Raw genomic sequence first — 14,518 nt, 5'->3', positions numbered from 1 at the left:
AAAATGAGGAGTAATGGGTTGAGCCAACCTGTGTTGAGGATTGAATATCTGCTAACTGAGCCACATTAAGGAGAACCATGCTTAAAAGATACATCTGGCTTGCTGTGGCCACTGTATTTTTCGCCTTCCAAACCTTTATCGGCAGTGCTAATGCAGTTGAACTGGATGCAGCTACCCGCACTGTCCCAAGTAGCGAAGGTCAAAATGTTGTTTTGAGCTTAAAGCAAGTTCAAGAAGGCAAACGCTTATTTAACTACGCTTGTGGCCAATGTCACGTAGGCGGTGGCACCAAGACTGACCCTAACGTGGGTCTGGAGCCAGAAGCCCTAGCTTTAGCAACTCCACCTCGCACCAACATTGAGGCGCTGGTGGATTACATGCACAATCCCACCACCTATGATGGGGCTGAATCTATTGCTGAGTTGCATCCCAGCACTCAAAGCACCGACATCTTCCCCAAGATGAGAAACCTAACCGAAGAGGATCTCGTGGCGATCGCGGGTCACATCCTCTTACAACCCAAGATCGTTGGTCAGAAGTGGGGCGGCGGCAAAATTTATTATTAAGGCCTGCCAAATTAAGGAAATCGTCTTTGGCAGAAACTGGAGCCTTTCCACTTGAGCCCAACTCGCTACTAACGATTTTGAGCTAAAGAGTTTCTGCCATCTGCTGATTCACTTGCTGACCCACTAAAGGTTGCTCATGTCATGCGACGCCTACGCTTTTCAGTTCCCCCTTTACTCGCAACTTTGGTTGTTTGGCTAGGTATGCTGTTATTCAGTAGCCCCGCGCAAGCAGCCACTGAGTCTTATATCACTCAGTATTTGCGAGTAACTGAGCCTGTAGTCGTGGAGTTGGATGGGCAAGGTCAAACACGTTGGTTTGCACCAGACGACTTTGTAGTGGGCAAGCATTTATTTGAAAACAACTGTAAGAACTGTCATTTGGGCGGCACTACCTTGCCTAATCCTCCGGTGTCTTTATCACTAGCTGCTTTGCAGGGAGCAGTTCCCCAGCGAGATAACATCAATAATTTGGTTGATTATTTGCGCCAACCAATGACCTATGATGGCACCGAGGAAAATTACGTCTGTCGCCAGGTACCCGAAAGTTGGTTACCTCAAGAACAGGTTGAAAAATTGGCTGCGTTTGTTCTCAGAGCGGCTCAGAAAGCGCCCGGTTGGGGTACTAGTGATTTTTGAGCTAAAGTTCAAACACTTTGCGAATTTGCAAGCCATGAATGGGTAGATGCCCGTCCTCACTAAAAAATGCCTTGTAGAAGCGTAGAATAGTCTAAGCAAGGCGTTCTTGTTGTTTGCTGTGTATTGATTGAGTAGAGGAGAACTGTGTTGAGAAAGCTATTGTCTATCGTCTTGGTGGCGATCGCCCTGTTTGCTGTTGGTTTCGGTCGTCCTGCCCTCGCAGGTGATGCAGCGAATGGTGCCAAGGTGTTTAGTGCTAACTGTGCTGCCTGCCATATGGGCGGTAACAACGTCATTATGGCTAACAAGACCCTGAAGAAGGACGCTCTAGCCCAATTTGGCATGAACTCTGTGGAAGCCATTACCAACCAAGTGAAAAATGGTAAGAATGCCATGCCCGCTTTTGGTGGCCGCCTCAGCGATCAGCAAATTGATGATGTAGCAACCTACGTTCTAGAGCAATCTGAAAAAGGTTGGTAAGCTTCTAGCAAACTGACATCTGCTGACAAAACTATTTTCTATAGATTGAGTGATCTAGTTTTTGCAAGAACCCCTCCAGTATGTGAGGGGTTTTTTGCTGATCCCAACTGAAAACTTTGTGAAGAAATCTATCTGGAGATCAACAGACAGCCTTAAATTAAATCAGTTATCTTCCAGCTAGTAGATACTTAGGAAAAACGCCTGTGGTTCCTCTCCGTGATGATAATCCGACTACAATCACGCCCTTTGTTACCTACGGCCTTATTGTTGCAAATATATTAGTTTTTCTAGTTGAATTGAGTTTGGCTCCCGGCCAATTGGAGAAGTTCTTTTACACTTGGGCCGTTGTTCCTAGAGAATTAACAGCTAGTTTTGCGGGGCAAGCCGTTAGTGCCGGACCCACCGAATGGTTCACTTTATTTAGCTCGCAGTTTCTGCATGGTGGCTTCCTACATATTGCAGGCAACATGCTGTTTCTCTGGATCTTTGGCAACAATGTAGAGGATCGCCTTGGTCATGTTAAATATTTAATTTTTTATCTAGCCTGTGGTGCTTTAGCAGCCCTGACTCAGTGGTTTTTCTCGCCTAATTCCGCCATTCCCTCCTTAGGGGCAAGTGGGGCGATCGCAGGTGTGATGGGAGCCTATATCTTGAAATATCCTAAAGCGTCTGTCTTAACTCTGCTACCTTTGGGCTTCTTTATCACGACCGTCCGCATTCCAGCGTTTTTCTTCTTAGGCTGGTGGTTTGTTCAGCAAGCTTTCTACGGTGCGGCTAGCCTGAATGCCCCCACAAATATTGGTATGGAAGGCGGCGGTGTGGCTTACTGGGCTCACGCGGGTGGCTTTGTCTTTGGTGCCATCTTAGGACCGTTACTGGGTCTCTTTTCCTCTGACTCAGAAGCCAGCGTCCTCTAAATCGTTCTCTCCCAAACAGGTTGTCTAACCGCTGAAACTCTGTAGCAATACAACTTCAGCGGTTTTTTTGTACAAAGTTGAATGACACTCAACTAATCCACGGGATGCAACAGCCAGAAGCCACTATAGGTCATTCCAGAGTCATCGGGCTGCACCAATAAGAAGTGCAGCCCTTGAGTCACTTGTTTTCGTTGTTCATAGGCTTGCGCCGCAGCTTGCACTTCTAGATCTTCAAAGGTGGCCATGACCCAACGCTCGGCTAAACCAGCTTCCAAAATTAAGCCGTCTGGACTACCAGCCATGTAGTTTAAGGCAACAGGATGAACTTGCTGCAACCACTGAGCCAACTTCATAGAGCGGCGGCCCGCGTCAATAATTACCCCAGGTACAGGCAAATCAGAAGCCAATCCTAAACTGAGAGGTAAGAGAATTTCGGGCATCTCCAAAATCGGGATGGGGCGGTCTTGGAAAGCATCGACGAGTTGACCTGCGGCGATCGCGGCAAATCGCCACTGTTCTCCTTGAAGATTTTCGGCAATGGGGGTTGGTGGCGGCTTATCTAAAGCTAGGGGCGAATAAGGCTGCTGAGCGTAGCTGCTGGACTGAGAATACTGCTGGGCTTTCTCGCGTAGTAGCTGCTTTAGAGCAAAGGTCCGGCGAGTCGGTTCCACTGTTATTCCTAGCTCTTTCCCTGCCAACTCAAGCAAGCCTAGGGCTTGAGGCCGAAAAACCTGTAAGCGCTCTGGGAATTGCTGTTGCGTTTTTGCTGCTGCCTGTAGCTGGCTCACGACCCAAGTAGCATTGGCTTCTGGTTGGGGGCACAGAGCACTAAATTCCCAGGTTCGGGTGCGATCGCAAAGCAACAACTCCCAAAGGGGATGCCCCTGCTCATCCTGCAAGGGACGACGATAAAAATCAGCTTCCCAAATCAGCATACTGTGGTGGTCCAAGTTTAATTCCCGTTTGTTGAGTTCGTGCGTTATAGCTGTGCCTCACAGATGCTACGGTCGTGGTCGATTGGGCCAGCTTCAGCTAATTCATTCTCAGGCTATCAGCTAGAACGGGATCAATGGGCAAAAGCTCGGCGAATCACCTGGCAACCTTGCACTCAATAAAAAAAGCTGCCGCAGATATATCATCTACGACAGCTTTTGATCGCTAAACTAATTTAACTGTTTGTACTTGTATCTGGACTTAACAGCTAAAACACTTACGCCAGAGCACTCGCCAGAATCGGTTCAGCATTGACGACTGCACCAGGAGCATACATTTGTCTCACGTAGTCGGCCACCATGCGATCGGTGTTGAAAGCAACGGAGTTGGTTTTGATCGAAGCCTTCATTTTTTGAATCCAACCGTGGGGAATGCCATTGGCATCTTGGTCGTAGTAGAGGGGAACAATTTCCTCGGTTAGGAGCCGATACAACGATTCAGAATCAATGCGGTCTTGCAGTTCTTGGTCGCTGGTGTTAGCATCTTCGCCGATCGCCCACCCGTTCAGACCTTTGCCGTCGGGTCCAACTTGGTAGCCTTCGCACCACCAACCATCTAAGACACTACAGTTGAGGCCGCCATTAAAGCACACCTTTTGGCCGCTGGTTCCAGAAGCTTCTAAAGGACGACGAGGATTGTTCAGCCACACATCTACGCCTTGAATCAGCTTTTGAGCAGTATAGATGTCGTAGTCTTCAATGAACGCCACGCGATCGCGAATGGCATGATGACGACACCACTCCATTAAGCGCTGAATAATCCGCTTGCCTTCCTCATCGGCAGGGTGAGCCTTACCTGCAAAGATGATCTGCACAGGGCGATCAGAGTTACCGAAAATTTGCAGTGCTAGCTCCGCATTTCGCAGCAGTAACGCCCCACGCTTATAGGGGCTGAAACGACGAGCAAAGCCAATCGTCAGAATGTTGGGATCGAGCAGGTGATCCGCCGCGTGGATTTGATCTGGCTCTTCACCTCGTCCTTGCCGCGATGCCTTAACCTTAAACCGAGTATGAGCAACCAACCGCTCCTTCAAGATTTGGTGGCGCGACCACAGTTCCTCATTCGGAATTTGGTCTACTCTTGCCCACATCTGGGGATCAACCACCCGCGCAGACCAGTTCTCGCCGAGATACTGCGCGTATAAATCGCTTAGCAAGGGAGCTGTCCAGGTGCGAGCATGCACACCGTTGGTAATGTGGCTAATCGGTACTTTGTCTTCTGGGCGATCGGGGTACAGAATGCTCCACATCTTGCGGGACACTTGACCATGCAGCTCACTGACGCCATTGGCACCACGGCACAAGCGTAAGGCCAAAACTGTCATGCCAAACGGTTCCCAAGGATCACCGAGGCGACGGGCACCCAAGGAGAGAAACTGCTCTCGTGACAGCCCTAACTCTGGCCAGAAACTGGCAAAGTAGGAATCCATCAGATCAGCCGAGAAAACGTCGTGGCCTGCGGGTACAGGGGTGTGAGTCGTGAATACACAGCGATCGCGCACTGAGGCTTCAATATCGTAGAAAGACTTGCTCGTCCGTTGCACTTCCAAGCGCGACAACTCTAGAAGGCAAAACGCCGCATGACCTTCATTTAGGTGGTAGACCGTAGGCTCAATCCCTAAAGCTTGTACTGCTTTAACGCCACCAATCCCTAAGACAACCTCTTGGGCGATCCGGGTTTCCTGGTTGCCGCCATACAAGTGTCCTGTCAACCAGCGATCGATCGGATCATTATCTTCGCGGTCTGTATCCAGCAGGTAGAGCTTCACCCGCCCTACTTGGACCCGCCAAATTTGAATTTTGACCATGCGCTGGCGGATTTGTAGCTGAACCGTAATCGGTTCTCCCTCGGCATTGGTCATTAGTTCCAAGGGCATCTGCTCAAAAGGATTGTCTGTGTAGTAATCCTCTTGCCAACCATTGCGGTTGAGACGTTGGTGAAAATATCCTTGGCGGTAGAGTAAACCGATCCCAATCATTGGCACGCCTAGATCGGAAGCCGACTTGAGGTGATCCCCAGCCAAAATTCCCAAACCACCGGAGTAAACGGGGAGCGATTCATGGATGCCAAACTCAGCACAGAAATAGGCTACAGGATGCTCTTGAGACAGTTGTGGAGCCACTCGGCTCGCCCAAGTATCTGTTTCTTGCATGTAGCGATCGAATTGGGTCGCTAAACCTTGCAAGCGCTTGAGATAGAGGGGATCTTCCGCTAGCTGAGTTAAACGTTCGTAAGAGGCTGACTCCAAAAGAGCCACAGGATTATGCCCGGAGCGCTGCCATTCGTCCGGGTTAATGTTTTGAAATAGAGAAACATGGCCATTGGCCCAGCTCCACCAGTAGTTGTAAGCTAAGTCTGCTAGTCGTTTCAGCGGAAGGGGTAGCTTCGCACTCAGCTTAGCAGCAGGTGTCATAGCGGCAGTATTCGTCATAGGATTTAAGGCTCTCGTTCTTCACTAAAATCTCGGCTCAGGCTTATCCAATGGCATTACTCCAGATGAAGCCTGAATCAGGGGTCCAACGTGCTTAGCGGGGTTCGATCGACGGCTGGACAAATACAAATCTTTTCGAATCAGCTCTCTACAAGCAACGCAACGTAACGGGACTGGGTTCTAGCTTGACAGGACTTAGAGAGGGAGGGGCGATTATTTCATACTCTCTAAAGCTTCGTTACCAAAGTTGTAAGTAGAGCTAAAGAAATTTTTTGCCAAGTTAAGTTTTGAAAGCTACCTCAGCGTTTAACAAGCTTCTATCGCGCCCCTCTAACGGTTAGCATTGATCAGCATCCTCAAGTAGCACTGGCCCTAAGTTCTTCTATGAACCCTGTCTTGACTCAATTCGGCGCTCAGATGTCCCAGCTAACTGGGGTACGAGCCATTATGAAAGACATTATTGAAACGCTGCGAGCCGGAGCTGGTCAAGAGTTCATCAATTTAAGTGCTGGAAATCCGGTGATTTTGCCCGAAGTGGAACAACTGTGGCGAGATTGCACCGCAGAACTCCTAGCCAGCAATGAATATGGAGAAGTGGTTTGTCGTTATGGGTCAAGCCAAGGCTACCAACCGCTGATTGAGGCGATCGCCCAAGATTTTAATCAGCGCTATGGGCTCAAATTGAGCGATCGCAATATCCTGATTACACCAGGTAGCCAAGCTCTGTACTTCTATGCTGCAAATGCTTTTGGCGGCTATACCACTAGCGGCAACCTAAAGCAAATTGTCCTGCCTCTTAGCCCTGATTACACAGGCTATGGCGGCGTTACCTTAATTCCCGAAGCTTTAGTTGCTTATAAGCCAGCACTAGATATTGACGCTAGCGCTCACCGCTTCAAGTATCGCCCCGACTTCAGTCAACTGGAAATTAACGAAACTACAGGGTTTGTGTTGTTTTCGCGGCCTTGCAACCCAACGGGTAACGTCCTCACCGACGAAGAGGTGCAAAAAATTGCCGCCCTCGCTACTCCTCACAATGTTCCGGTTTTGATTGACTCTGCTTATGCGTCGCCCTTCCCAGCCTTGAACTTTACGGACATGACTCCGGCGTTTGGTGACAATATCGTTCACTGCATGAGCTTATCTAAAGCAGGGTTACCGGGAGAACGGGTGGGGATTGCGATCGGAGATGAGCAAGTGATCCGAGTGTTGGAGTCATTCCAAACCAATCTTTGCATCCACTCTTCTCGCTACGGCCAAGCGATTGCCGCCCGCGCGATCGCTTCAGGAGCCTTGGCAGAAATCTCAACTCAAGTGATTCGCCCTTACTACCAAGAAAAATTTACCGTTGTGGAGACGAGCCTCGATCAAGCGATGCCCCAGGAAATTCCTTGGCTGCTGCATCGAGGAGAAGGTGCTATTTTTGCTTGGCTGTGGCTCCAAGACTTGCCCCTCACAGATTGGGAGTTTTACCAGCGACTCAAGCAGGTGGGTGTTATTGTGGTCCCCGGCAGCTCGTTTTTTCCAGGCTTGCGGGAAGATTGGCCCCACAAGCAGCAGTGCATTCGCATTAGTCTCACCGCTAGCAACGAAGAAATTGCTATAGGCATGCAACGTTTAGCCAAAGTGGTTGCCGAAGTTTATCAATTGGCAGCCGCAAGTGAGTGAGTTTCTTCCATGATCCGCGAGAACCCCATGTCTGAGAGCCGTAAAACTAATCCTTCCCGGACCAATACCACCCCGCCAAGCTTGGCCACAGCTCCTGAAGGTTGGCTACAAATTGGTAAAATTGTCGCCGCTCAAGGCTTGAAAGGCGAAGTGCGCGTTTACCCAGACTCCGACTTTCCAGAACGCTTTGAGCAGCCGGGAACCCGTTGGCTATTGCCCACCGATACGACTGACCCCCAACCAATTGAGTTGATCAAGGGCCGCTATTTGCATGGCAAAAACATGTATATCTTGCAGTTGGCAGGCATTAGCGATCGCGACCAAGCCGAGGCGCTAAAAGGCTGTAAGTTATTAGTGCCAGAAAGCGATCGCCCCCAGTTAGAAGAAGGGGAATTCCATGTCATCGACTTGATCGGCTTAGACGTGTTTGATCAAGCGACGCAAGCGCTGCTAGGTACAGTCACAGATGTGATTCCTGCTGGAAACGATTTGCTAGAAGTCAAACTGGCCGCTCCTTCAAATCCTAAGCAACCCACGGTTTTAGTTCCATTTGTCAAGGAGATTGTCCCTGTGGTCGACCTAGCGGCCCGAAGAGTAGAACTGACTCCGCCAGTGGGATTAATCGAATAGGTCAGACGATTAGACCAACGGTAGGAGAATCGTAAACTCCGTCCCAACCCCTAGTTGCGATCGCAGTTCAAATTTGCCTCCATGTCTAGCTGTCACAATTTGATAACTCATGGACAAACTAGTTTCCTTCGCAGCCCGTTTCTCTACGGAAAACGATTCCAAAATGCGTTGATGTTGTTCTGGAGCCAAACCGGGGCCATTATCGGCGATTTTTACGGAAACCCAACGAGTTCCGGAAGCGACACTGAGTAGCTTAGCGGGACAAACTTGAGTGGTAATTTCAATCTGAGGCTTTTGGGGCGGAGCCAGGATACCTGGACTGCAATACTCAATGGCTAGCTCTTGTCGAACCGCTTGATCAATTAAGGCATCAACCGCGTTCGTCAAAATATTCATAAAGACTTGACTTAGCTGCCCGGAAAAACATGAAACTGGTGGGAGCTGACCATAGTTTCTAACAATCTGAATTTCCCCAGTCAAGCGACTTTTCAAGAGTAGCAAAATGTTGTCGAGGCACTCATGCAAATCGGCTGGCTTCGGATAAACCTCATCAATATGACAAAAGTTTTGCAGGCTGGTTGCTAGTTTGGATAACCGTTCTGCTCCGGAGCGAATGCTAGCAATGGTATGGGGGAGATCCTTGATGACATAGTCCAATTCCAAGTCTTCTTGTAAATTGAGAATCTCTTCTGGGGGTTCTGTCAGACAAGCTTGATAGGCAGCAATTAACTCCAGCAAGTTCTGGCTATAGCTGGAAACATGGGTTAAATTGCCCCAAATAAAACTGACTGGATCTAAGATTTCGTGTGCAATCCCATCTACTAAGCGCCCCAAACTGGCCATTTTCTCAGTCTGAATCATTTGGGCTTGGGCTCTCTCGTACCTCACCTGCGTCTCAATGCCACGAATTTGCCAGTAAGCAATGTTTAACTCGTGCATGTTGAGCAGTTGATAGGTTTGGGGTTCTGTGTAAACCACAATTGGTTCCCCTAGCAACTCGCGCGATCGCCGTAGAGCTTGCTGAGCTGCTGTCACAATGGGGGTGCTAGCAGACAAAACTAGCGGCTTGGTTCGGGCATAACTGTACAGCACGCTCAAAGGTTGGTTGAGAAACAATTCTAGTCCTTGAGGACGTAGCAAATATTCCAAAAATTGCTGCCGAGAAATCATCCCGACAAACTCACCCTGCTCTAGCAAAATTACCCCTGGCAGCAAGGGGGTTTTTTCAAAAACGTGAGCAATTTCTGACCCTAAATGGCTGAGTTCAACTTGAAAGCTATAGAGCCGTAGGTCCTGTAGCGGAGACTCTAAACTGAGGGCTAGCCCATTTCCTTCTGAGAGAGAGGGTGGAATAAAGTGAGAACTGGATTGATTTAGCACAAGCACTCAACTCTCCCAGACACCCTAAACTACATCCCTTGAAATAGAACCAGGCCCAACTTTTGTCATCAAGTCTATCTACGCCTCAAACCCATCAGCCCTAGTCAGGTTAGCCTTTACAATACCTTGGCCTCGGCAATATCGGCTTCTGCCTTTCAATATAGGTGCTATGGAAATTCCAAATGGGGTGCGGCCCTCACAACCCACCAACCTGATCAATCATTTAGGACGGCGATCGCAGTATAGAGATTCAGAAGCGGTAAATCGTCCGCAAAACTATCAAGACTAACTCAGTTCTAATGCCTTCAGCTCAACTTACTCCGTAATTTCTGATAGTTGAATCCGTGGAAGAATAGGCTACATCTCTTAAATCTTGCCAACTTCGATCGCTAACACGCTAAGCCTCTGACGTTAGGGTGTAGAGACAATGGGCAGCCGAATTTCAAATTCAGTTCCGACTCCAGGTTGCGATCGCAAGCTCAGTTGCCCTTGGTGCTTTTCAGTCACAATCTGATGACTGATAGCTAACCCAAGCCCGGTACCTTGGCCCACTGGCTTGGTCGTAAAGAAATTTTCAAAGATTCTTGCTTGAATCTCACTGGGTATGCCGCAACCATTATCAACAATCTGAATCACAACCCAGTCATCAGATTTTAAGGATGCTGATGATTCAATTCTAAAAACTGCGGTTGAAATTTTAATTTGCGGCTGCCAAGAATTCGTTGTCACTGGCTGTTTTGCCAAAATTCCGTTTAGCTTCTGCTCATTAGTGGTATTGTCTGTTTTCTCAGCTAATGCATCAATGGCGTTGCTAATCAAATTCATAAACACTTGGCTGAGCTGACCGGGATAGCAATTAATTAGAGGTAAATCTCCATAATTTTTCACTACCTCGACGCCGTACTTCAGGCGATTACCCAAAATCAGCAAGGTGTTATCAATACATTCATGCACATCTGTCGCTCGAAGCTTTGCTTCATCCATGTGTGAGAAGCTACGCAGGCCCCCCACAATTCTTTTAAGGCGTTCTGCGCCCATTCGCATGCTGTCAATTACCTGCGGCAAATCTTGAAGTAAAAAATCAAATTCAATTTCTGCTTTTTCTTGCTGGACTAGGGTGCTATCAAGAGAAACTTGAGCTATTTCCTGGTCATAAGTTGACACCAGTCTAATCAAGTCCTGACTGTATCTAGATAAATATCCTAAATTTCCCCAAATAAAATTTACAGGATTTAGAATCTCATGAGCCACACCTGCCACCATTCGACCTAGACTCGCCATTTTCTCTGTCTGGATCATTTGAGCTTGAGTTTGCTCATGGAGTAACTGAGTGGTCAACTCATGAATTTTAGCTTGTGCTACTAATAGTTGATGTACATCTAATAGACGGTAAACTGAAGGCTCTATTTGTACAATAATGGGCTCATAAATTAGTTCTAGCGATCGCGCTAACGATTGCCGAGTCGCAGCCACAATTGAAGTACCACCTAGTAAGATTAAAGTTTCACTTTTAGTGAAGTTATAGAGTACCTTTAGAGGCCGTTTAGAAAATAGTTCCACCCCATAAGGACGGCTCATTTGCTCTAGAAACCTACGACGTGAAATAGAACCAATCAGCTCTCCACAGTCAACTAAAATAACACCAGGTAGCAAAGGGTTCTGTTCAAATACTTGGGAAACCTCTGAGCCAAGACAATTAGAATCAACTTGAAAGTTGTGTAGCTGTAATTCTTGCAGAGTGGACTCCAAAGACAAGGTAGGCTCTAAGAAGTCCAAATGAGATTCAGTCATCATAGCCATTGGTGAGTATATCAACAGGGTGGTAAGTAACTAATCAATCAAGCACACAACTGAATATCCCTATTTTGCATGACACTAGGCTTGTCTCAAATCCATTAAAGACAATCTAGATTTAACTCAAAATTAACCTTTTGAGTGCCTAACTATGTTGAGCAATTAAATTAGTTACGCCTGGCACAGACTTTAACTCACCTCTTAAAAGAAAAAACTTGTCAACTAATTCATCGCCCATCCCTTAATTATTTTCATGAAAAAAGGGCAGGTTACAGGAACCTACCCTAGAGTTTGAAACCTCTAAAACAGAGGTGAGATTGGCTGAAAGAATGTCAGTAGTGACAATAAGTGAGCTTTAGGACTCCCTAGCGACTCAAGCTATTTACCTTGAAGCTTTTCAAGATTCTTCTTGATGGTTTGTTCAACCGAAGGAGCCGCATCCTGAGAATTGGAAGGACGATACATCTTGTCAATATCAGCGTCGCCCTGAGCCGCATTTAAGCCTTTACCTTGGGTTTCAACTTCTTCTTTTTCTATTCCATACGGATCGTTGGCTTCGATCGCCTGGTAAGACTTCTCTTCAATACCTTTGAGCTGAGCTTCACCCTTGGTGGGGCTGCTGCTGCCCGAATACATAGAAGAAGCAGCAAAAGCAGGAGCGGCTTGCGTTACCAACAGTAATGCACAAGTAAAAGCAATTACTAAAAAGCGCACGGGACGTAGAAGAGCAGATAAGTTGATGCGAATAGATTGCATATAGAGCTTCTCCGAGTAACAGTTATTATGTGTTGTTAAGCAGGAATTTTGTGATTAACTTCCTGAATGACCTGCACTTAATTTGCTGGAATCTGTGACTCTGCTGCATCTATACCCGGATAGATTCTGGAGAAATAAATTCGAAGCGAGGAGCCACAATCGTTTGAAAACCCAACTGTTACGAGACTGAAGATAGAAACTCTACCTGAGGTAAGAGTGGATCTTGGACAATACCAACCCCTGCAAACCCCCAACGCTTCATTAAACCAGTGATTTGCGTGCCAGGAACGGATTCCACGGCAAAGCGATCGCTTAGATCAGAGGCATGAGTGTTTAAATAACTTAAGGCTTCGAAGTCCTCACGAAACATTAATAAGTAACTAGATTTAGTGCCGCTAGAACCTTGACTAAAATTCGCAGTTAGGTAATTGCCATCGAGTCTAGAGCGAATAATGTAATAAACCTGAGAAAGCATAGTCACCTCAGGGAGAAGATTAGGAGTAACTATCTACTAAGTTGCTTAAGTTGCTGGCGTTGGCTACTTCAAATTTTCCAAACGAATCCGGGGGTCCACTGCTTTGAGCAACAAATCGGCTAATAGATTGCCGATGATTAACATCACAGCCCCCATCATCAAGCTAGCCATTACGACATAAAGATCTTGAGCAATTACAGCTTGCAAAATTAATCGACCTAGTCCAGGCCAGTTAAAGAAAAATTCTGCAATAAAGGCACCACTCAGCAGACCCGCAAATTCAAACCCTAGCAGCGTAATTAAAGGGTTGATCGCATTGCGGAGAGCATGCACGTAAATGACTTTGTTTTCTGGCAAACCTTTAGCCCGTGCCGTCTGAATGTAGTCTTGCCGCAAAACATCCAGCAATTCCCCCCGCATGATGCGCTGCAAGCCTGCAAAGCTAGTGACGCTCAAGGCTAAAGTGGGCAAAATCATGTGCCAACCCACATCTAAGATTTTGCCAATGGGGGAAAGATCATCATGGTTGATGCTGGTCATATCTCCCACGGGAAAGAGCGGCGAGGTATTTTGGGCCAAAATCAACAACAGCAGCGCTGTGATGAAACTGGGAAACCCTTGGCCCACGTAACTAATGACTTGTAGCACTCGATCCGCTGTCCGGTTTTGATTCACAGCGCTGACAATCCCTAGAGGAATCGCGATCGCCCAAGTAATCACCAACGAGGAAATCGCCAATAACAGCGTATTGCCGACTCGCTCCCATAACAGAGCAGCCACCGATCGCTGATAGACAAAGCTAGTGCCAAAATTCCCTTGAGGCAAAATCAGGGGAATTGGCCCCACCTTAACCACATGAGGCTTGAGGATCTGCCAAAGCCATCGTCCGTATTGCTCCAGTACTGGCTTATCCAAACCAAACTGTTGCTGCAACTCTTGGATTCTCTCCGGCGAAATCTTAGGATTCTGCCGCAAAGTATCGAGGTAATCTCCAGGTGCCAGTTGAATAATCGCGAAACTCAAGGCCGATGCCAGCAGTAAAGTCAGCAGTGCCTGTAATAGTCGCTTAACGACATAGACAGCCGTTTCGCTGGTAACTGAGGAGATTACCCGTTGCCCGAAAGAGTCTAGCCCACCACGATCAGAAAGAGTCATTCAACCTAGTATTAATAATCAACCAAGGTCACAATCGGAACTTCGGGCAACCGTTCACGGCCTTTGAGGTCCCGTAGCTCGATGATAAATCCAAAGCCTACGAGGTGACAGCCTGATTGTTGCACTAACTTGGCCGTTGCCTGAGCGGTGCCACCTGTAGCAATTAAGTCATCTACGATCAGAATCCGACAGCCCGACTGAAAGGCATCCTGATGCACTTCCAAGCGATCCATGCCGTACTCCAGCTCATACTCAATCGCGTGAACTGGACCAGGCAATTTCCCAGGCTTGCGGACGGGGATGAAACCAGCTCCCAATTTGTAAGCCAGAGGAGCCCCAAAGATAAATCCTCGTGATTCCATGCCAACTACATAGTCCGCACCCAAATCGGCACACTTATCCGCTAGGGTGTCAATGGTGTAACGCAGCCCTTCTGGATCGCGCAGTAAGGTTGTAATATCTCGGAACAGAATTCCTGGCTTAGGAAAATCGGGAATCTCACGAATGAGGGATTTCAGATCCATAAAATTGCGAGTAAGAATTGAGGGTGCAGTTGGCAACTATTGTCTAATTGAACCTGAAATTGGCTGCGATCGCTTGAATAAGCTTTTTAGAGCGTCAATCATTTAGTTGCCTC

The 14,518-nt window shown here is 47.6% G+C and carries 14 protein-coding genes; 6 read left to right on the top strand and 8 right to left on the bottom strand.

Annotated elements, in window-relative coordinates; genetic code table 11:
- The first annotated feature begins 77 nt into the window (after positions 1 to 77).
- The 4 genes from psbV to H6F68_RS18670 all read left to right on the top strand — a co-directional run bounded on the left by psbV (position 78) and on the right by H6F68_RS18670 (position 2,599).
- Positions 78 to 566 (top strand): photosystem II cytochrome c-550, encoded by a 489-nt coding sequence (psbV, locus tag H6F68_RS18685; protein ID WP_190434201.1) that lies wholly within the window; start codon positions 78 to 80, stop codon positions 564 to 566.
- Positions 567 to 707: 141 nt separating this feature from the next.
- A complete protein-coding gene (gene psbV2 / locus H6F68_RS18680) occupies positions 708 to 1,202 on the top strand; it encodes a photosystem II cytochrome PsbV2 (RefSeq protein ID WP_190561284.1) in 495 nt (164 codons plus the stop codon).
- 144 nt (positions 1,203 to 1,346) lie between these two features.
- On the top strand, positions 1,347 to 1,682 hold the full coding sequence (gene petJ, locus H6F68_RS18675; protein WP_370588098.1) for a cytochrome c6 PetJ: 336 nt from the start codon (positions 1,347 to 1,349) through the stop codon (positions 1,680 to 1,682).
- 203 nt (positions 1,683 to 1,885) lie between these two features.
- Positions 1,886 to 2,599 (top strand): rhomboid family intramembrane serine protease, encoded by a 714-nt coding sequence (locus tag H6F68_RS18670; RefSeq protein WP_190555037.1) that lies wholly within the window; start codon positions 1,886 to 1,888, stop codon positions 2,597 to 2,599.
- Positions 2,600 to 2,691: 92 nt separating this feature from the next.
- Here H6F68_RS18670 and H6F68_RS18665 read toward each other — a convergent pair whose 3' ends face one another.
- Complete coding sequence (locus H6F68_RS18665) at positions 2,692 to 3,534, bottom strand: Tab2/Atab2 family RNA-binding protein (RefSeq protein WP_190561282.1); 843 nt, start codon at positions 3,532 to 3,534, stop codon at positions 2,692 to 2,694.
- A gap of 275 nt (positions 3,535 to 3,809) precedes the next feature.
- The gene (glgP, locus tag H6F68_RS18660) at positions 3,810 to 6,023 is read right to left on the bottom strand and encodes an alpha-glucan family phosphorylase (protein WP_190561281.1); all 2,214 of its coding nucleotides are present in this window, start codon (positions 6,021 to 6,023) and stop codon (positions 3,810 to 3,812) included.
- A 396-nt stretch (positions 6,024 to 6,419) separates the two neighbouring features.
- Between glgP and H6F68_RS18655 the strand changes: the two genes are divergently transcribed.
- Entirely contained in the window at positions 6,420 to 7,691 is a 1,272-nt protein-coding gene (locus H6F68_RS18655) for a valine--pyruvate transaminase (RefSeq protein ID WP_399314486.1), read from the top strand.
- Positions 7,692 to 7,700: 9 nt separating this feature from the next.
- Positions 7,701 to 8,321, top strand: coding sequence for a ribosome maturation factor RimM (rimM, locus tag H6F68_RS18650; RefSeq protein ID WP_190561277.1), 621 nt, complete (start codon positions 7,701 to 7,703; stop codon positions 8,319 to 8,321).
- Between the two features lie 9 nt (positions 8,322 to 8,330).
- On the opposite strand, the gene H6F68_RS29630 is transcribed toward rimM, so the two are convergent.
- The 6 genes from H6F68_RS29630 to H6F68_RS18620 all read right to left on the bottom strand — a co-directional run bounded on the left by H6F68_RS29630 (position 8,331) and on the right by H6F68_RS18620 (position 14,405).
- Complete coding sequence (locus tag H6F68_RS29630) at positions 8,331 to 9,701, bottom strand: sensor histidine kinase (protein ID WP_190561275.1); 1,371 nt, start codon at positions 9,699 to 9,701, stop codon at positions 8,331 to 8,333.
- 411 nt (positions 9,702 to 10,112) lie between these two features.
- The gene (locus H6F68_RS18640; protein WP_199300164.1) at positions 10,113 to 11,495 is read right to left on the bottom strand and encodes a sensor histidine kinase; all 1,383 of its coding nucleotides are present in this window, start codon (positions 11,493 to 11,495) and stop codon (positions 10,113 to 10,115) included.
- Between the two features lie 378 nt (positions 11,496 to 11,873).
- A complete protein-coding gene (locus tag H6F68_RS18635; protein WP_190555044.1) occupies positions 11,874 to 12,251 on the bottom strand; it encodes a low temperature-induced protein in 378 nt (125 codons plus the stop codon).
- 178 nt (positions 12,252 to 12,429) lie between these two features.
- Positions 12,430 to 12,726 carry a hypothetical protein gene (locus H6F68_RS18630; RefSeq protein ID WP_190555045.1) on the bottom strand — a complete coding sequence of 99 codons (297 nt, stop codon included), beginning with the start codon at positions 12,724 to 12,726 and terminating at the stop codon, positions 12,430 to 12,432.
- Between the two features lie 63 nt (positions 12,727 to 12,789).
- Positions 12,790 to 13,881: an ABC transporter permease gene (locus H6F68_RS18625; protein WP_190561271.1), complete on the bottom strand. Its 1,092-nt coding sequence runs from the start codon at positions 13,879 to 13,881 to the stop codon at positions 12,790 to 12,792.
- Between the two features lie 11 nt (positions 13,882 to 13,892).
- On the bottom strand, positions 13,893 to 14,405 hold the full coding sequence (locus H6F68_RS18620; protein ID WP_190434225.1) for an adenine phosphoribosyltransferase: 513 nt from the start codon (positions 14,403 to 14,405) through the stop codon (positions 13,893 to 13,895).
- Positions 14,406 to 14,518 lie beyond the last annotated feature (113 nt).

It is taken from the genome of Trichocoleus sp. FACHB-262 (assembly GCF_014696035.1).
GTDB lineage: Bacteria > Cyanobacteriota > Cyanobacteriia > FACHB-46 > FACHB-46 > Trichocoleus.
Note: the sequence above shows the minus strand (reverse complement) of the source record. Positions and strands in the feature narration are given on the sequence as shown.